This window comes from Bradyrhizobium sp. AZCC 1719, assembly GCF_036924525.1.
In the GTDB taxonomy this organism is placed as follows: Bacteria; Pseudomonadota; Alphaproteobacteria; order Rhizobiales; family Xanthobacteraceae; genus Bradyrhizobium.
Window position 1 is genome coordinate 5,088,295 of the sequence record NZ_JAZHRU010000001.1, and the last position, 17,747, is coordinate 5,106,041.

The 17,747-nt window shown below is 63.2% G+C and carries 15 protein-coding genes and 1 pseudogene; 11 read left to right on the forward strand and 5 right to left on the reverse strand.

Annotated elements, in window-relative coordinates:
• The first annotated feature begins 124 nt into the window (after positions 1–124).
• The 3 genes from mtnK (at position 125) to V1292_RS23910 (ending at position 3,238) form a co-directional block, all read left to right on the forward strand.
• Positions 125–1,411: an S-methyl-5-thioribose kinase gene (gene mtnK, locus V1292_RS23900; RefSeq protein WP_334377145.1), complete on the forward strand. Its 1,287-nt coding sequence runs from the start codon at positions 125–127 to the stop codon at positions 1,409–1,411.
• A 267-nt stretch (positions 1,412–1,678) separates the two neighbouring features.
• Positions 1,679–2,161: a hypothetical protein gene (locus V1292_RS23905; RefSeq protein ID WP_334375086.1), complete on the forward strand. Its 483-nt coding sequence runs from the start codon at positions 1,679–1,681 to the stop codon at positions 2,159–2,161.
• 285 nt (positions 2,162–2,446) lie between these two features.
• Positions 2,447–3,238: a carboxymuconolactone decarboxylase family protein gene (locus V1292_RS23910; RefSeq protein ID WP_334375088.1), complete on the forward strand. Its 792-nt coding sequence runs from the start codon at positions 2,447–2,449 to the stop codon at positions 3,236–3,238.
• Position 3,239: 1 nt separating this feature from the next.
• On the opposite strand, the gene V1292_RS23915 is transcribed toward V1292_RS23910, so the two are convergent.
• On the reverse strand, positions 3,240–4,136 hold the full coding sequence (locus V1292_RS23915) for a LysR family transcriptional regulator (RefSeq protein WP_334375089.1): 897 nt from the start codon (positions 4,134–4,136) through the stop codon (positions 3,240–3,242).
• Between the two features lie 263 nt (positions 4,137–4,399).
• Here V1292_RS23915 and V1292_RS23920 point away from each other — a divergent pair, with 263 nt between their 5' ends.
• The 4 genes and pseudogenes from V1292_RS23920 to V1292_RS23935 all read left to right on the forward strand — a co-directional run bounded on the left by V1292_RS23920 (position 4,400) and on the right by V1292_RS23935 (position 8,394).
• A complete protein-coding gene (locus tag V1292_RS23920; RefSeq protein ID WP_334375090.1) occupies positions 4,400–4,861 on the forward strand; it encodes a (2Fe-2S)-binding protein in 462 nt (153 codons plus the stop codon).
• Positions 4,862–4,864: 3 nt separating this feature from the next.
• A complete protein-coding gene (locus V1292_RS23925; RefSeq protein WP_334375092.1) occupies positions 4,865–7,048 on the forward strand; it encodes a xanthine dehydrogenase family protein molybdopterin-binding subunit in 2,184 nt (727 codons plus the stop codon).
• Positions 7,048–7,666 (forward strand): annotated as a pseudogene (locus tag V1292_RS23930) (Isoquinoline 1-oxidoreductase subunit). The gene V1292_RS23925 and the pseudogene V1292_RS23930 overlap by 1 nt, the downstream one beginning before the upstream one ends.
• Positions 7,667–7,998: 332 nt before the next feature.
• Positions 7,999–8,394: a (R)-mandelonitrile lyase gene (locus V1292_RS23935; RefSeq protein ID WP_334377146.1), complete on the forward strand. Its 396-nt coding sequence runs from the start codon at positions 7,999–8,001 to the stop codon at positions 8,392–8,394.
• Positions 8,395–8,512: 118 nt separating this feature from the next.
• Here V1292_RS23935 and V1292_RS23940 read toward each other — a convergent pair whose 3' ends face one another.
• The 4 genes from V1292_RS23940 to V1292_RS23955 form a co-directional block, all read right to left on the reverse strand.
• The gene (locus V1292_RS23940) at positions 8,513–9,550 is read right to left on the reverse strand and encodes an ABC transporter permease (RefSeq protein WP_334375093.1); all 1,038 of its coding nucleotides are present in this window, start codon (positions 9,548–9,550) and stop codon (positions 8,513–8,515) included.
• 10 nt (positions 9,551–9,560) lie between these two features.
• Complete coding sequence (locus V1292_RS23945) at positions 9,561–11,063, reverse strand: sugar ABC transporter ATP-binding protein (protein WP_334375094.1); 1,503 nt, start codon at positions 11,061–11,063, stop codon at positions 9,561–9,563.
• Between the two features lie 6 nt (positions 11,064–11,069).
• Positions 11,070–12,089, reverse strand: coding sequence for a sugar ABC transporter substrate-binding protein (locus tag V1292_RS23950; RefSeq protein WP_334375096.1), 1,020 nt, complete (start codon positions 12,087–12,089; stop codon positions 11,070–11,072).
• A 154-nt stretch (positions 12,090–12,243) separates the two neighbouring features.
• Positions 12,244–12,645 carry a globin gene (locus V1292_RS23955; protein ID WP_334375097.1) on the reverse strand — a complete coding sequence of 134 codons (402 nt, stop codon included), beginning with the start codon at positions 12,643–12,645 and terminating at the stop codon, positions 12,244–12,246.
• A 463-nt stretch (positions 12,646–13,108) separates the two neighbouring features.
• Here V1292_RS23955 and V1292_RS23960 point away from each other — a divergent pair, with 463 nt between their 5' ends.
• From V1292_RS23960 to V1292_RS23975, 4 genes are all read left to right on the forward strand, one after another.
• A complete protein-coding gene (locus V1292_RS23960) occupies positions 13,109–13,483 on the forward strand; it encodes a DUF2946 domain-containing protein (RefSeq protein ID WP_334375098.1) in 375 nt (124 codons plus the stop codon).
• A gap of 94 nt (positions 13,484–13,577) precedes the next feature.
• On the forward strand, positions 13,578–15,962 hold the full coding sequence (locus V1292_RS23965) for a TonB-dependent receptor family protein (protein WP_334375099.1): 2,385 nt from the start codon (positions 13,578–13,580) through the stop codon (positions 15,960–15,962).
• A 29-nt stretch (positions 15,963–15,991) separates the two neighbouring features.
• Positions 15,992–17,206, forward strand: a complete 1,215-nt coding sequence (locus V1292_RS23970; RefSeq protein WP_334375101.1) for a sialidase family protein — start codon at positions 15,992–15,994, stop codon at positions 17,204–17,206.
• A complete protein-coding gene (locus tag V1292_RS23975; RefSeq protein ID WP_334375102.1) occupies positions 17,203–17,709 on the forward strand; it encodes a TlpA family protein disulfide reductase in 507 nt (168 codons plus the stop codon). The genes V1292_RS23970 and V1292_RS23975 overlap by 4 nt, the downstream gene beginning before the upstream one ends.
• The last annotated feature ends 38 nt before the right edge of the window (positions 17,710–17,747 follow it).

Sequence of the window (17,747 nt, forward strand, 5' to 3'; positions counted from 1 at the left end):
GCCGCCGGCCGCGCCTTTTGGCTATGATCCGATGAAAGATAAGGCTGGCCAAACCTGAAACGGGAGTGAACTCCTGCGCCGGCATGGGGAGACCACGATGAGTTCACAGCGTCGATTAATGGCAATGGCTGATCCGCGGCAGGGCGACTATCGAATTCTTCATGAAGCCGACCTGCGGGACTACCTCGCAGGGCTCCCCGAAGTCGCAGCCCGCCTCGGCGGCGTGCCGGCTTCTTGGTCGATCAGCGAAGTCGGCGACGGCAACCTCAATCTCGTGTTCATCGTCAAAGGACCGGCGGGCGGCATCGCGGTCAAGCAGGCGCTGCCTTACGTACGGCTCGTCGGCGAAAGCTGGCCGCTGCCGTTGTCGCGCTCGCATTACGAATATCTGGCGCTGACGCGTCAGGCGGAGTTGGCGCCTCGGCTGGTGCCTGATGTGTTGCACCACAACGATGCGCTCGCGCTTGTCGTCATGGAGCTGCTCGAGCCGCACATCATCATGCGCAAGGGGCTGGTGGCCGGCACCACCTATCCGCGCTTCGTCGAGGACGTCACGACGTTTCTGGCGCGCACGCTGTTTCTTTCGTCCGACTTCGCGGTATCAGCCGCCGAGAAGAAGGAGGGGGTCGCCGCGTTCGCCGGCAACCATGCGCTCTGCAAGATCACCGAGGACCTGATCTTCACCGATCCCTACCGCATGGCCGAGCAGAACCGTTGGACACAGCCCTGGCTCGATGCGACCGCGGCTGCCTTCCGCGAAGACTTCGACCTCCACGTCGCGATCTCGCGGCTGAAACTGAAATTCCTGAACGCGCCGGAAGCCCTGATCCACGGCGACCTCCACACCGGCTCGATCATGGTGACGGAGGGCGAGACCAAGATGATCGATCCCGAGTTCGCATTCTACGGTCCCATGGGCTTCGATATCGGCGCCGTCATCGCCAATCTGCTGATGGCTTATCTCGCGTCCGCCGGTCACGAGCGTTCGCCGGGTGAGCGCCGCGCGTTCGAGGCATGGGTGCTGGAAGCGATCGAGAACGTCTGGAGCGAACTCGCCCGCAAGTTCCTGGAGCTGTGGCGAACGCAGGCAGGAGGCGATGCCTATCCGCGGACGCTGTTCGAAGGCGAGGCCGGTGCCGCGCGGCTGGAGGCCGAGCGACAGGCCTATATGGCGCGGCTGTTTGAGGATACCGTCGGGTTCGCGGCGGCAAAAATCATCCGCCGCATTTTGGGGCTCGCGCACAACATCGATTTCGAACTGATTGAAGATCCGAAGGGGCGGGCCGTGTGCGAGGTGCGCAGCCTGCGGCTGGCGCGGGCGATGATGGTGGAGGCGGGCTCGTTTCCGACGATCGGCACTGTGACGAAAGCGGCGCGCGACGTGCGCGATTGGTGGCCGGATTTTGCCTAATTGCTTCAGATCACCTGAAGGGAAAGGGCCTTCTCGAATACAGTGCAGCGCGCTGCCCCCGTCCGGGACACGGACTAGCAAAGGTACTATTCGGCAGTCCGCTCACCCGATCGGTTCCCGAATTAACCGCCAAAGCGGACATCAAGGTTAAATAGCAAGCTTACCCAAGGGATTTGGTTGCTCACCTCAGCCGGAGAGCTAACCGTCTAAGCCGTATTTCGAGAGACTTTTTGTGTCTGCTCAGATTTTCATTTAGGGAGCGCTGCCATGGCACGTTCAACAAAACCGCCGATTCTGGATACGATCGATCTTGAGCGTGAGATCGAAGAAGAGTTTCGCAAACTGCCGTCAGTTCGCGAATCTCAGCCGACCGACTACGCGCCGCCTTCCGTACGCGCTCCAGAGTTGGGGATGCCGGATTATGTGGAGCATAGCGACGGCGCAACTGAGATCGGCAAACTGTCAGCGGAAGCTGTTGTCCGCGAATATGAAGCCGCCGCGAAGGACATCGAGGCGCTGGGCGTTGAGCTCATCGAGCAGGCCAGGCAGTGCGAGGCCATGACCCGCGAAGCGCTCGCAGTGACCGAAGAACTGAAGGAAACCGCGGCGCGCTACCGCGCGGAAGCCAAGCGTGTCTTCCTTCAAATTGAGAGCTGCTCTTTGTTGACGGCGGAGGTACGCAAGATCTGCGAGGAAATGAAGGATAAGATCGCAGCTCCGGCCATGGCCGAAACTAAAGCCGGGGCGTAAAGCCCGAGCCATCCCAGGCACCGACGATGGTGCTAGCGCGCCTGGAGCCCTTTCGGTTCTGATTGAATCAGAACCGGGCTCTAGATTCTTGTTTCGACGCGTTTTCTTGACGTGAACCGATGTCCACTGGAAAACGCTCTAGCCTAGCCTCGTTACAGGGGCCGGCGGCTGAATGTCGTCGAAACGATTAATCAGCCGCTCTAATAGCTCCATGCGCATTCTACCGCCTAATCGAGTGGCTCGGCGCTGCCTATAACAAGCACACGAACCAGCGTCGGGTCGTGAATGGAGTTCGACGTGAAATTTCTCCGCACCATGATCGCATCGGTGTTCTTGATGGCATCGTCATTCGCACAAGCTCAGCAACCCAATGTCATGGGCAGGAGGCTGTCACCGGAAGACGTGCGGCGGGTTGCTCCGGCGCTTGAGAAGTACACGCAAGAGCGCCTCTACGGCGAGGTCTGGAAACGACCTGGTCTGAGCCCGCGCGATCGAAGCATTGTCACGGTCGTTGCGCTCATCGCCCGCGAGATGACCCTGCCGATGGCTTATTATTTCAATCAGGCGCTCGAGAACGGCGTCAAGCCAGGCGAGCTTTCCGAGATCATTACCCATCTGGCGTTCTATTCGGGTTGGGCGAACGCCTTCGCGGCGATAGGGCCCGCCAGGGACGTCTTTACCCAGCGCGGAATCGGAGCTGATCAGCTCCCTCCCGCGTCGCCTCAGCTCCTGCCGCTGAACGAAGCCGCGGAGGCCGACCGCGTTGCACGGGTCGGGCAGCAGTTCGGCGCCACGTCTCCGGGGCTCGTTCAACACACCACCGATGTGCTGTTCCGCGACCTGTGGCTACGCCCGGACCTCGCGCCACGTGACCGGAGCCTCGTGACCGTGAGCGCACTGATCGCATCGGGCCAGGTCGCGCAGGTGCCGTACCATCTCAATCGCGCGATGGATAACGGTCTGACGCAAGAACAGGCCGCCGAAGCGATCATGCATCTCGCGTATTACGCGGGTTGGCCCAACGCCTTCTCGGCGCTGCCGGTCGCGAAAGATGTCTTCGAGAAACGGCCCCGCTGATTCAGGCTTCCCGGTAGCGCAGCGCGTCGACCAGCAAGGCAAACGCCGGTGAAGACTGACGGCGGTGAGGATAGTAGAGGTGGTAGCCGGACCAAGGCGGGCACCACTCTTCAAGCACGCGCTTGAGGCGCCCCTTCGCGAGATAAGGCTGCGCAATATCCTCCGGCACGAAGGCTAGTCCAAGCCCGGCAGCAGCGGCATCCAGCACCTGAAAAATGCCGTTGAAGACGAGCTGACCCTCGACGCGTACTTTCAGCTCGCGCCCGTCCTTCTCGAATTCCCATGCATAGGTGCCGCCATAGGTCGGCAGGCGCAGGTTGATGCAGTTGTGCTCGATCAGATCCTGCGGCGTTCGTGGAACTGCTCGTTTCGCAAAATAGGATTTCGTGCCGACAACGGCGAAGCGGATGTCCGGCCCGATCCGCACCGCGATCATGTCCTTCGCAATCTGCTCGCCCCAGCGCACGCCGGCATCATGGCGCTCGGCGACGATATCCGTCAGACCGTAGTCGATAACGATTTCGACCTTGATATCAGGGTAATCCGGCAGGAATTTCTGCAGCTTCGGCCAGAGGACCGACTTGATTGCGTGGTCCCCGGCCGTGATCCGCACGGTGCCAGCCGGCTTTTCCCGAAGCTCGCTCAAGGCCTCGAGCTCGGTTTCAATCTCCTCGAAGCGGGGTGCCACCGTCCGCACCAGCCGCTCGCCCGCTTCGGTCAGCGAGACACTGCGGGTCGTGCGGGCGAGAAGCCGAACCCCCAGACGCTCTTCAATTTGACGGATCGTCTGGCTGAGAGCCGACTGCGACACGCCAAGCTTTCCCGCCGCCTTGGTAAAGCTTTGCTCCCGGGCGACGGCGATGAGGTAGCGAAGATCGTCGAAGCTGCCGCGCGGCATTTATTGCACCACCTTATAAGTCCTTGCAGATTATAGGGGCTAGTCGCGGCAGAGCCATCCCCCAATTGTCATCGTGGCCAGAGGCATCGCGCCACGCGATGCTTCCCGAAGCTGCGATCACATCGGACATGCTGCTCACCGGTGAATCGTAGTTTTCGGAGCCAGGGAACCGGTCAGGAGGCGGCGTAGTTATTCGATGCCCGCAGGGCGGCGCATAGGCCGCCGTCGGCATCAATCAGTGCTCAGCAAACCGGGAGGCAGCAATGGCGCTCGCGATCAAGGTCAACGGTACCATGCAGAGCGTCGATGTCGATGATGACGCGCCGCTCCTCTGGGTCCTGCGTGATGCGCTCGGCCTGACCGGCACGAAATTCGGCTGCGGTGTCGCACAATGCGGCGCGTGCACCGTGTTCGTGGATGGCAAGCCAATGCGCTCCTGTACCCTGCCGATCTCAGCGCTCGGCACCCGCGAGGTGACCACCATCGAGGGCGTCTCCGGGCGGGAAGCGGAGGCGGTACAGCAGGCCTGGATCGCGCGCGACGTGCCGCAATGCGGCTACTGCCAGTCAGGCCAGGTGATGAGCGCCGTCGCGCTCCTCAAGCAGGTCAAGAAACCGAGCGACCGCGACATCGATCTTGCGATGAACGGCAACGTCTGCCGCTGCGCCACCTACGTCCGCATCCGCGCCGCGATCCACGACGCCGCCCGCGCGCTGGAGGGCTGAGCCATGACGATCCACAACGCTGCGCTTTCACGCCGCGCGATGCTCAAGGGCGCCGCCGGCCTCGTCATCGGCCTTTATCTGCCCGAGATGGCGCGCGCGCAATCGGGCGCGGCGCACGCCTTCCGTCGCGCTGCCGGCGGCGCTGATTTCGCGCCCAACGCCTTCATTCGCATCGGCGCGGACGATACGGTGACCGTACTGATCAAGCATATCGAGTTCGGCCAGGGCCCCTTCACTGGTCTCGCAACCCTTGTCGCCGAGGAACTCGACGCCGACTGGTCGAAGGTGCGGGCCGAGCACGCGCCCTCCAACGCCGACTTCTACAAGAATCTGGCCTTCGGCGTGCAAGGCACGGGCGGATCCACCGCGATCGCCAATTCGTACGATCAGATGCGCAAGGCGGGCGCGACTGCGCGCGCCATGCTGGTCGCCGCCGCGGCGCAAAGCTGGGGCGTGCCGGCGCGCGAGATCACGGTTGAGCGCGGCGTGCTGCGCCATGCCGGGTCCGGTCACGAGGGCCGCTTCGGGCAGTTCGCCGAGGCAGCCGCACGCCAGCCGGTCCCGGCAGACCCGCCGCTCAAGGACCCGTCCGTCTTCCGGCTGGTCGGCCGCGACGACGGCTCGGTCAAGAAGCTCGACAGTGCCGCGAAATCCAACGGAACGGCGCAATTCACGATCGACATGCGTGAACCCGGAATGCTCACCGTCGTCGTGGCGCGCCCGCCGCGCTTCGGCGCCCGGGTCGCGTCCTTCGATGCGAGTGCGGCGCGCGCGGTCCAGGGAGTGGTCGACGTCAAGCAGGTACCGACCGGCGTGGCCGTCTACGCCAACGGCACCTGGCCGGCGATCAAGGGGCGCGAACAATTGCGCATGAGCTGGGACGAGTCGGCCGCCGAGAAGCGCAGCAGCGACCGGCTCATCGAGGAATACCGCGCGCTGGCGCGCCGGCCTGGCCGCATTGCCGGTGCCCATGGGGACGCGATCACGACACTCGCGCGCGCCGAGAGAATCATCGAGGCCGAATACGTTTTCCCCTATCTCGCGCACGCCCCCATGGAGCCGCTCGACGGCTTCCTGCGCTGGGACGGACAGCGCGCACTCGCCCGCTTCGGCAGCCAGTTGCAGACGCTCGATCACCAGGCGATCGCCAAGGTGCTGGGGCTCAAGCCGGAGCAGGTGGAATTGGAAACGATGCTCGCCGGCGGCAGTTTCGGGCGCCGGGCGCAGCAGACGAGTCATCTGGCGGCGGAATTGGCCGAGGTGGCGAAGGCGATCGGCCCTAGCAGGCCGGTGAAGCTCGTCTGGACGCGCGAGGATGACATCCGCGGCGGCTATTACCGTCCGCTCATCGTGCACCGCATGCGCGGCGGCCTCCGTGATGGCAAGATCGTCGCCTGGACCGACACCGTCGTCAGCCAATCGATCCTGAAGGGTTCGCCTTTCGAGGCCGTGATGGCAAAGGGCGGCATCGACGCCACGTCGGTCGAGGGCTCGAAGGAAATTCCCTACGATATCGCCGATTTCCGCTGCGATCTGCACACGACGGATGTCGGCGTGCCGGTCCTGTGGTGGCGCTCCGTCGGCCATACGCACACCGGATATGCGGTCGAATGCTTCGTCGACGAACTCCTGCAGGCGACAGGGCTGGATCCGGTGGCGGGCCGGCTCGCCATGATGGGCAAGGCGCCGCGCGAAGCCGGCGTGCTGCGCGCCGTGGCCGAGCTCGCGCAATGGTCCGGCCCCGGCCCGGTCAATGGCCGCGCCCGCGGCGTGGCGGTAGTGAAGAGCTTCGACAGCTACGTCGCCCAGATCGCCGAGGTCTCGGCCGGCGACGACGGCCCGCGCGTGCATAAGGTCTGGTGCGCCGTCGATTGCGGCGTGCCGGTCAACCCGGACGTGATCCGCGCGCAGATGGAAGGAGGCATCGGTTTTGGTGTCGGCGCGGCACTCTACGGCGAGGTGGCTCTCGACGAGGGCCGGCCGGTGCCGGCGAATTTCGATACTTACCGCGTGCTGCGCATCCACGAGATGCCAGAGGTCGAGGTGCGCGTCGTGAACTCTAGCGAGAAGCCGACGGGCGTCGGCGAGCCGGGCGTGCCGCCGATCGGGCCCGCTGTCGCGAACGCGATGGCACGGCTCGGCCTCGGGCGGCCGCGCCGCCTGCCATTGGTGAGGGCGGTCGCATGATGCGCGCACAGGCTTTCCTCGCGGCGGGTGCGGCCGCCGTGACGGTTCTCGTCGCGGCCGCGGCCGCGCAGACCACCCGCCAGCCGACTGCGAAGGATTTGCGCCCCGTCCCGAGCTTCCAGAGCATCGCCGATCAACAGGCGCGTTCGATCGCGCTCTTTGAAGAGGCCGGCAAGGTGCTGCATCATCCGCGTTGTGTGAACTGCCACCCGGCGACCGAGCGGCCGTTGCAGAGCGACGCGATGCGGCCGCATCAGCCGCTCGTGGTGCGCGGGGCCGACGGGCATGGAGCGCCCGGAATGACCTGCAACGCCTGCCACCACGCCGCGAATTTCGATGCCGCCGGCGTGCCCGGCCCATCCGCAATGGCACCTCGCCCCGGCGTCGATGGCCTGGGAGGGGCGCACGCTCGGCGAGATCTGCGCGCAGATCAAGGATCCGAACCGCAACGGCGGCAAGGACATGGCCGCGCTCCTTCACCACATGGCGGAGGACTCGCTCGTGGGCTGGGGCTGGTCGCCCGGCCCGGGCCGCGAGCCAGCGCCGGGCTCGCAGGCCGCGTTCGGCGCCCTGCTGCGGGCCTGGGCTGATACTGGCGCGCATTGCCCGCCATCATGAGGCCGAGGTGTTAACACCGCGTGCCACCAGGAATGTGCGGGTCTTGGCTGGATCAAACGTGTTTCGCATCGGTCGTCGAAACTCCCGCGCGCCATTTATTGCTCCAGCTTATAGGTCCTTGCGGATCATAGCGGCTAGTCGCGCCAGAGCCATTTCCTAATTTGTCATCATCGCCGTGGGGCATCCACAGCGGACGCCGCAATCATTCGGAACGCCTGATGATCACTCGCAGAGGCATGCTTGGCTCGACCTGCGGCATTGCGGCCGTGGCATTCACCGGCGTCCCCACGGTCCAGCCCATAGCTGCCGCCACACAAGGAAGGACCGGAGCCATGCAGATCACACGATCCGGCTCGCAACCATCCCGCAAGGGAGAGGCGAAGTATTTCACGGGCAATGTACGGATCGATCCCCTTTTCCAGGCGCCAAATCCTGCGCGCGCCGGCGCGGGAAGCGTTACGTTCGAGCCGGGAGCCCGCACCGCCTGGCACACGCATCCGCTCGGTCAGACGCTCATCATCACTGCGGGGGTCGGCTGGGTTCAGGGCGAGGACGGCCCCGTCGAGGAAGTGCGACCCGGCGACGTGGTGTGGATCGCTCCTGGTCTCAAGCATTGGCATGGCGCGACGCCGACCACGGCGATGACTCATATCGCGGTCAACGAAATGCAGGATGGCAAGAACGTCGACTGGCTGGAGCACGTCACCGACGAACAGTACCGAAGATGAACTCGTGGGCTGCGACCGCCGCGCGATTAAGGCACCGCTGCGCCCATAATCACTGAGCGTGTCGGTTCTGCATGCCCATGTTGCCGACTAGTCTCCGTTAAACACTGGCGAGCTTGTGTTAGTCCGCCGTCCTTTCCCGCAAGCGCTGCGCATAGACGTTGATCACCAGCGCTGCCAGCAGGATCAAGCCGCGGATTAAAATCTTCAGGAAACTGTCAATGTTGACGTGATCGAGTCCGTTGTTGAGGACGCCGAGCACGAACAGGCCGACAATGGTGTTGCCGATGCCGCCGCGGCCGCCAAAGAGACTGGTGCCGCCGACCACGACGGCGGCGATCGAATCCAAAAGGTAGGTATCGAACTCGTTCTGCTGCGCGCTGCCGAAATGGGCGACGCCGAGCATGCCGCCGATGCCGGCGCAGACGGCTGATATCACCATGACGCTGCCGAGGATGAGCTTGACGTTGAGGCCGGAATATTCGGCGGCCTCGCGATTTCCCCCGACCATGTAAACGTAGCGGCCGAAGCGGGTGTAGGTCAGCACCAGATGGCCGCCGAGCAGCATCAACGCCGCCACGATTACGATCCAGGGAATGCCGCCGATCGATGTCGACCCTAGCGTCGTGACCAGCGGAGGGACCTTGTAGGCGATCTGCCCGCGCACCAGGAGCGCCGAGATGCCGGCCGCGATCTGCATCATCGCCAGCGTCATGATGAAGGAGGGGATGCCGATCACCGTCAGGCCGAAGGCGTTGACGAGGCCGAGCAGGGCGCACAGCGCCAGCGCCAGGAGGATCGCGGCCCATCCGGGCATCGGGACGTTGGCGATGTTGACGTAGGATTCCTGCAGCGTGAAATAGGCGACCGCGATGCCGGTGACGTTGGCGATGGCGGCGATCGAGAGGTCGATTTCGGCGCAGAGGATCACGAAGGTGAGGCCGACGGCGATGATACCGGTGACCGAGATCTGGGTCAGGATGTTGCCGAGATTGTCCAGCGTCGCAAACGAAGGGCTGGCGGCGGCGAAGAAGCCGAACAGGCAGATCAGCGTCAGGAACGGAGCGATGTTGCGCATCTGGGAGCGCAGCACCACGGCGAGCCGGTGCGGGCGTTTGCGATCGGAAGCGGGGACTGTCACGCTTTCACCTGAAGTCATGTCGGTCTCCTCACGCCGCTTCGAGCAGGCGGTCCTTGCTGATCCGTTCGTTGGAAAATTCGCGCACCACCGCGCCGCGCTTGAGCACGATGATGCGGTCGGCGAGCGACAGCACCGTCTCCGGCTCGGTGGAGAGCACGATGACGGCAAGCCCCTTGGCGCGCAAATCCCTGACGATGTGGATGACGTCGTCCTTGGCGCCGACATCCATGCCGCGGGTCGGTTCGCACAGCACCAACAGCCGCGGCGGATAGCTCAACCACTTCGCCAGCGCGACCTTCTGCTGATTGCCGCCCGAGAGCATGCCGAGATCGAGTTCGACGGCGGCGGGCCGGATCCGCAACTGGTCGACCTGCCGCGCGGCGATCTCGCGTTCGCGCGACGGCTTGAGCAGCAGGGATGAAATGCGGTCGAGGACGCTGATCGAGATGTTTTTGTAGACCGGCTCCTGGTGGAACAGCATGTCGCGCCGGCTCTCGGGCACGAAGGCGATGCCGGCGCGGCGCGCGCCGGCCGTGCTGCGGAAGGCCTTTTGTTCGCCGGCGATCGCCAGCGAGCCCTGGTCGGGTTTGAGCTTGCCGAACAGGATCCGCGCCAGCTCGAGTTGGCCGCATCCCATAAAGCCGTAGATGCCGAGCACTTCGCCGGCGCGGACGTCGAACGAAACGTCGCGCAGGCTGCGGGCGAGCGACAGCCCGCTCGCATTCAGCACCACCGGCCTCTCGGCGGGCGGCGGCAGCATGATGTCGTGCGTGTAGGTCTCCTCCAGCGCCTCGCGGCCATGGCCGATCATGGCCTCGATCAGCGCGGGCTTGTTGGTCTCGGCGGCCCTCGTCTCGGCGACCTTCCTGCCGTTGCGGAACACCGTCACGACGTCGGAGACGCGCAGAATGTCCTCGATGAAATGCGAGATGAAGACGATGCTGGTGCCTTCGTCGCGCAAGCGTTTCAATGTCGCGAACAGTCGCTCCACTTCCGGTGGCGACAGTGCCGAGGTCGGCTCGTCGAGGATGATGATGCGGGCGCCGGAAAACAGCACGCGGGCGATCTCGATCAGTTGCTGCAGGCCGATCGGGAGGTCGCCGAGCCGCGACATCGGATCGACGTCGATGCCAAAACGTTTGAGTTGCTCGCCGGCCTCGCGTGCCATGCGCCGCCATTGCACGAAGCCGAAGCGGTTGGTCGGCTGGTTGCCCAGAAACACGTTCTCGGCCACCGACAGATCTGGCGCCACGCTCAGTTCCTGATGCACCATCGCGATGCCCGCCGCATGCGCATCGCGCACCGAGCGGAAGCGGGTCTCCCGGCCGTCCAGGATAAAGCGGCCGGAAAAATCGGCATGCACGCCGGCGATGATCTTCATCAGCGTGCTTTTGCCCGCGCCGTTCTCGCCGACGAGACCATGGATCTCGCCGGGAGAAAGCGCAAAATCGACACCACGAAGGGCTTCGACGCCGCCGAAGGCCTTCGTGATCTCTTGCAGTTCGAGGATGGGCTTAAGTCCCACGGGCATGCTGACTCAGATCAGGAAATGGTCCTCCATCCATTGCATGCCGGCGGCATTGGCCTTGGTCACGACCGGGCCGTCGGTGATGACGTGCTTTGGAATACCCTGTCCGCTCTTCTCGCCCGCGGTTACCGCGGCGACGCCGGCAATGATGGCGCCACCATGGATGCGGCAGGAGGGATTGCGGACGGTCGCGAACATGCGGCCTTCGCTCACCGCCTGGATCGCCGGCGGCATGGCGTCGACGCCGCCGATCAGGATGTTGGTGCGGTTGCGCGCCTTCATGATGTTGTAGGCGGCCAACGCCATGTCGTCATTGTGGAAGAAGGCCGCGTCGATCTGCGGATGCTTTGTCAGATAGGTCTCCCACAGCCGCGCCGTCTTTGAGACGTCCCAATCCGCGGGCTGGGTGTCCAGCACCTCGATGTTCGGGAATTGCTTCACCACTGTGTTAAAGCCCTTGGCGCGGCCCTGCGCGCCGGTATGGCCGAGCGCGCCCTGCGTCATGATGATCTTGCCCTTGCCGCCCATGGCGTTGCACAGCGCCTGGGTCACCGAAGCGCCCATGAATTCATTGTCGGGCGCCAAGAACGAATGAACCTTGATCTGATCGAGCGGCGCGATCAGCGTGTCCATGTCGATCACGGGAATGCCGGCATCGATCATCTTCTGCACGGGCTGGGTCAGCGTTCCGATGCCGAACGCCTGGATGGCCACGAAATCCCATTTTTGCGACGCCATGTTGTCGATCGCCGCGCGCTGCTTGACCGCATCGAGCTGGCCGTCGAACCAAGTGACTTCGACGTTGAACAGCTTGCCCCACCATTCCGCCGCCTGCTTGCCCTGGGCGCACCAGGTCGCCTGCAGACCTGCATTGGAGAACGCAGCTTTCAACGGTTTCTCTGATCGCGCGGCTGCCGCCAGCGCTGGATCAATACCCAGTCCCCCGAGCAGGGCGGTGGCTGCGCCAGCCGCGCCCGCGGCCTGAAGAAGGTCGCGCCTGGTCGTTGCCGTTTTGTCAGTTCCGGACATCGTTTGCTCCCTCGCTTGTCGTTTGTTATGGCCGTCGGCGTCGATTGCACGCACCGCGGATCGAGGCAGTCTTTCACACTCGGCGCGTTTGCGCCACCGGATGACTTGATCGTCCGTCTCAATGAGCTTCAGGAAAGCTTTGGTGCGCGTCAGTTCACTGCGCTGCAACGTGGCCCTCGATCTCGCCGAGCAATTTCCGCCACGCTGCATCGATTTCGTCCGACCAGTCTGGCCCGACGATGTCACGCAGCGTCTGTGCGATGATGCCGAAGAAGGCCACGAACAATTCACGCGGCGTGCCGTAGGCGTCGTGCGAGGAAACTTCCGATGCGATCAGGCGGAAATGGCCGCTGCGTTGGCCGGCGAAATCCAGCATCGCCTCGATCGTCAGGGCCAGCATCGAGCCCTTGACGAGTTCGCTGCCCTCGGTCCGAAACATCGTCCGCGCTTCGGGGTGCGCCTCGAACAGGCGGCGATAGACCAGCGGCGTCAGATCTTCGCAGCGCTCGGCGGCCAGTTCAAAACTTCGCTCGATCGGATTTGACGATGCCGTCATTGTCGTTTGCGATCGTAACGAAAAAAAAGAGCAGGGCACCAAGCCCTGCTCAAAAATTGTGTCGACCCTTAATTTCCTCGAAAATTGAGATTTGATCTTGATTGTCGAGGCGACGCTGCTTGTGCGCGTCAGGGCTCCTCCCGAGACTTGGACCACCAAGCTTTGCCTGTCGGCAAGCCTGAGCCCGAATTGGTAGACCATCTTTTTCGTCTTGTCACCAATTTCGGCAACGTTTGTTCAAAATTCCAGCACTCTGCGAAATGATTGGGAATATGCTACTCGCAGTTGTGGATTTAGCCGCAATTCGCCCGAGACTTGGTATCGGGGTAGGGCGCCCTCTAAATGATGCAAAACGCATCGTTTTTCGCCAGCATCTCTCCTTGAAGCTGCAACATAGTTCCGGGAACCTGATCTCGACTTCAGACTCCTGAAGTGATTAAGGTCTGAAGCGGATGGGTTTGCGATGCGCCGGCGGCTGAAGAATTTTCTGCCAATCGTCCTGATTGCTCTGGTGGTGCAGATTTTTGCACCGATCGGCGCATGCTGGGCGGCGAGCATTGCAGCTTCCGATCCGCTCGCCGGCGCCGTGATCTGTCACGGCGATGGCAGTGGCGGTGCCGGGCAGGCCGACCCATCCGGCCACCGTGCCCATGACGGATGCTGTTCGGTTTGCAACGTGCTGCAGACCGGAGCCCCCGTCGACGCGCCGGAGGCATCCGAGCTCATCGCGATCGATCGCCAGCCTGCGCGCGTGGTCTGGGTCGAATTTGCCCCCGACCGGTTCGCTTCCCGTGCCGGTTCGCAAGCGCAGGCGCGCGCGCCTCCCTCCATTTCCTGACCTCACTTGACCTCCGTCAACCGGTGCGGCCTGCGGCCGTGCCAGTTCGTTCAATTGAGCAAGCCGGCCAAAGCGCTGGCGTCAGGAATGTCTTATGTACCCCCATCGTGCTTTGGGAAGCGCGAGCCTGCTTGTGCTTGGCAGTGCGCTGTCCCTTACGCCGTCGAATACGACCGCCCAAACGGCGTTGCCGGCGGTGACCGTCGACGCCCCGCGCGCCGCGACCGCCAGACCTGCGGCCCGAAAGCCGGCCATTCGCGCGTCCGCCCGGACGCAGGCAAGGCCGCCTGCGGCCAACCCCGCGCCTTCAGCGTCGCTAACCGCGGGCATTACCCCGAGCGTGGCACGCGCGCTGCTTTACCAGGCGCCGAACGGCCAGACCGAAACCACCATCGACCGCAGCCAGTTCGACAACCGGCCGTCGTTCTCCGTGGCCGACGTGCTGCGCGAGAGCCCGGGTATCTCGGTGAAGCAGGGCAACGGGCCGCGCGATATCGGCATCTCGATCCGCGGTTCCAATGCCCGAAACAGTTTTGGCATCCGCAATCTCGTGATCTTCGACGACGGCTTTCCGGTCACGCAGCCGGACGGGCTTTCCCGCAGCGACCTGATCGATCCCAAGGCCTATGGCGCGATCGATGTCATTCGAGGACCGTCGTCAGCGCTCTTTGGCAACTATGCGACCGGCGGCGCGCTCAACTTCCGCACCCGCCCGGGGCGCACTATCGACGGGGTCGAGTACGGCGTCGATGGCGGCAGCTTCGGCTATCTCAACAACTATCTCTCTGCAGGCAAGAAGGTCGGCAATTTCGAGTATTCGTTGTTCGCCAGCGACGCGCGCGGCGACGGTTTTATCCAGAATAGCTGGTTCAACACCCAGACGGTGAATTTTCTCGGCACGTTGCAGGCCACGCCTGACGATCGCTTCACGGTCAAGTTCATCAACAACAATCTCGACGCACGGGTGCCGATCCGGCTGTCGCTCAACCAGTATTATCAGAACCCGTTCCAGCAGGGCTGCGATATGGCGGGCGTCGCCGGCTGCGCCTCAGTTAACCTCCTTAACAACGGCTTCAACGGCACAAGGACTCCGATCACCGCCATCCAGGCCGGGCTCGGCCGCGAAGATCGCCGCACCATCGTCGGCGGTAGATGGGAGCACGACTTCGATAATACGACGACCTGGCGTAACCAGTTCGTGTTCGACGATCGCAATATCAGCCAGCCGACGGGAGCGACCAGCGCGATCGGCGATTTCCCGTCGTACAACTACATGAGCGATGTGACCAAGCGCGGCGAAATCCTCGGCATGGAATCGACGACATATTTCGGCGCGTTCTACAACACGCTGACGGCGTCGAGCGATACACGCCACGTCATGCCGGGAGGCAATGCGAGGCTCGGCCTTCTTCAAAGCAATACCTGGAGCGACACCACCAACTATGGCGTTCGCGCTCGCGAAGAACTCAAGCTGACGCCGAATCTGACGGCTATCGCCGGCATTGGATGGGAAGCCACTCATCTCAAGGGGATTAACACCTCTCACGCCTACAACACGCCCAATGTTCCAACGGCGACGCCAGGAGTTCCGATAGTCGCCGACCGGCAATTTCAGAACACCGCGCCTGAACTGGCGCTGCTGTACAAGCTGAACAGCGAGTGGCTGTTCAGGGCACGCGTGGCCACCGGATACGGCACGCCGCAGGTCGGCAACCTCTTCGTCCTCTCTGACGGCCGGAACGGCAACAATACACAGCTAAAGACGCAGCAGAACCTCGGTTACGACATCGGGTTCGATTGGACGCCGAACAACGCGCTCAAATTCAGCGCGACCGGCTTCTACGAATTTTTCAAGAACGAGCTGGTTACACAGGCCACGCAGGTCGGCGCACCCAATGCAAGCTTCACGTTCAACGCCCCACGATCGGAACATCGCGGCGTAGAGCTTGCCGCCGACTGGAAGTTCTATCCCGGCTGGCGTTTCACGGCAGCCTACACCTATCTCGACGAGGTCTATACAGAATACACCGAGAATATAGTCAACGGCGCGACGTTCAGCTTCAACCGCGCGGGCAACAAGATTCCCGGCATCTCACCGCACGAACTGACAGCACGGCTCGGCTATGATCAAATGTGGGGGCCGCTTGCAGGCCTCGGGGCGTTTGTCGAGGTCCAGTGGAAAGACTCGTTCTACATGGACAACGCCAACCTCCTGAAGGCGCCCGGCTACGAACTGGTCAATCTCAACGTGCACTACAATACGGACCTCAAGTCCGACTACTTCAAGTCGTTGAGCATGTATGTCGAAGTCAGGAACGTGTTTGACCGGACTTATGTGGCTTCCGCGAACAACATCGCAAACTCGGTGACGGCAGGAGGCATCCAGAATCCCGCCAGCGTATTGGCGAACACGACCGGCTCGATCTACGCCGGCTCGCCGCGTGCGTTCATTGCCGGAATGAAGCTGGCGTTCAAATGACCGGACAACAACGCAGGAGGAGTAAAGCCATGCTGCGAATGAGCCTGCTCGCGACGCTCGCTTTCTCGCTTTGCCAAAGTGCAGCGCAAGCGCAAATGAGTCATCATCAGCACGCCTCGGAAGCGGCGTGCGAGGAGACAGCCTTGCGCTGCGCGTCGAAGGTCATGCCGGCTTTCGCGCCGGATGGAACGCTGTGGCTCGCCTGGATGGCGGGAGGCCAGATATCGGTCGCGAGTTCGAAGGATGTAGGGCGCAGCTTTTCGACGCCGGTTCAGGTGACAAAAGAAAAGCTCAACCTCGATTGGGGTCCGGATGCGCGTCCGCAGATCGTCATCGACAAGAACGGCGGCATCGCGCTGGCGTTTTCGCGCTTCCGGGACAAGGCGTTCAATGGTCAGGTGCTGACCACGAGGTCGACCGATGGCGGCCAGAGCTTTGCCGAGCCGCAGCCGATCACGTCGAGCAATGAGAGCCAGCGTTTTGTCGCGCTCGGTCTCGATGCTGATGGTTCGGTGTTTGCGGCCTGGATCGACAAGCGCAACCGGGCGCCTGCGCGTGAGAAGGGCAGGAAATATGAAGGGGCAGGGCTGTTCTTCTCGTCGTCGAAGGGCGGCGGCGCGACCTATTCCGAGACGCACCTGGCAGCCGACAACACCTGCGAATGCTGCCGGCTTGGCCTGGCGTTCGCAGGCCCGGGCCGCCCGGTGGTGGTGTTCAGGAACATCTTCGACGGCGGTGTGCGCGATCACGCGATCATGACGTTCGCCGATCGGGCGACGCCGGGCGAGGTTCGCCGCGTCAGCAACGACGATTGGCAGATTGCCGCGTGCCCGCATCATGGACCAAGTCTTTCGATCTCGCCCGCCCGCACTCACCACGTGACGTGGTACACCAACGGCAAGGCGCGCAAGGGGCTGTTCTATGCCCGCTCGAGCGACGAGGGCCGGACGTTTTCCGATCCGCTTCCGCTTGGCCGCGCCGATCGCAATCCCACGCGGCCCTATGTGCTTGCCGGCCCGCGTGGCGCCACCATGGTCTGGAAGGAGTTCGACGGCGAGAAGACCGCGGTCAACGCAATGACGTCTCAAGATGAGGGCAAGAGCTGGTCAAAGCCGGTCGCGATCGCCACGACGACTGATACATCCGACCACCCGTTGCTGGTCAGTGACGGGCAGAAGGTCTACCTTTCGTGGATGACCAAGGCCGACGGCTATCGCCTTCTGCCGATCGGAGACGGATCATGAAGCGCCTCCTGTTCGCCGTCATAATCCTCGTTGCGTCTCTCGGCGCCGCGCCCGGCGCCGAGACGCCGTCCGAGCTCACGCTCAAGCCGTTCGTACGGGGAAGCTGGCAGGACGTGCTGCGTTCGCATGCCGGGCGCCCGACGCTGGTGCATTTCTGGGGCGTCACCTGCGGTCCTTGCAAGATCGAATTGCCGCTGCTCGGACAATTCATGAAGGACCATTCCGAGATCGACGTCGTGATGGTCAGCGCCGATCTCGTTCCGAATCTGCCCGGCCCAACGCGCGCGATGCTGGAGAAGGCCGGGCTGGGATCGGCGGAGAACTGGATTTTCAGCGACGGCTTCGTCGAACGCCTCCGGTTCGAGATCGATCCCGCCTGGCAGGGGGATATCCCGCGCACGCTCCTGATCGGGCGGGATGGAACCGTGACCACGATCGAAGGTTCGGCGGAAATACCGGACCTCGAAAAATGGTTGGTTCAGCAAAGGGCCGCGAAGAAATAGGGACGCAATCCCGCTATTGTGAACATGAACGTTGCATT

Bases quoted from the DNA above. Each gene is read 5' to 3' on its own strand.
- mtnK (WP_334377145.1), top strand. From the start codon at position 125: ATGGCTGATCCGCGGCAGGGCGACTATCGAATTCTTCATGAAGCCGAC.
- V1292_RS23905 (WP_334375086.1), top strand. From the start codon at position 1,679: ATGGCACGTTCAACAAAACCGCCGATTCTGGATACGATCGATCTTGAG.
- V1292_RS23910 (WP_334375088.1), top strand. From the start codon at position 2,447: ATGGAGTTCGACGTGAAATTTCTCCGCACCATGATCGCATCGGTGTTC.
- V1292_RS23915 (WP_334375089.1), bottom strand. From the start codon at position 4,136: ATGCCGCGCGGCAGCTTCGACGATCTTCGCTACCTCATCGCCGTCGCC.
- V1292_RS23920 (WP_334375090.1), top strand. From the start codon at position 4,400: ATGGCGCTCGCGATCAAGGTCAACGGTACCATGCAGAGCGTCGATGTC.
- V1292_RS23925 (WP_334375092.1), top strand. From the start codon at position 4,865: ATGACGATCCACAACGCTGCGCTTTCACGCCGCGCGATGCTCAAGGGC.
- V1292_RS23935 (WP_334377146.1), top strand. From the start codon at position 7,999: ATGCAGATCACACGATCCGGCTCGCAACCATCCCGCAAGGGAGAGGCG.
- V1292_RS23940 (WP_334375093.1), bottom strand. From the start codon at position 9,550: ATGACTTCAGGTGAAAGCGTGACAGTCCCCGCTTCCGATCGCAAACGC.
- V1292_RS23945 (WP_334375094.1), bottom strand. From the start codon at position 11,063: ATGCCCGTGGGACTTAAGCCCATCCTCGAACTGCAAGAGATCACGAAG.
- V1292_RS23950 (WP_334375096.1), bottom strand. From the start codon at position 12,089: ATGTCCGGAACTGACAAAACGGCAACGACCAGGCGCGACCTTCTTCAG.
- V1292_RS23955 (WP_334375097.1), bottom strand. From the start codon at position 12,645: ATGACGGCATCGTCAAATCCGATCGAGCGAAGTTTTGAACTGGCCGCC.
- V1292_RS23960 (WP_334375098.1), top strand. From the start codon at position 13,109: ATGCGCCGGCGGCTGAAGAATTTTCTGCCAATCGTCCTGATTGCTCTG.
- V1292_RS23965 (WP_334375099.1), top strand. From the start codon at position 13,578: ATGTACCCCCATCGTGCTTTGGGAAGCGCGAGCCTGCTTGTGCTTGGC.
- V1292_RS23970 (WP_334375101.1), top strand. From the start codon at position 15,992: ATGCTGCGAATGAGCCTGCTCGCGACGCTCGCTTTCTCGCTTTGCCAA.
- V1292_RS23975 (WP_334375102.1), top strand. From the start codon at position 17,203: ATGAAGCGCCTCCTGTTCGCCGTCATAATCCTCGTTGCGTCTCTCGGC.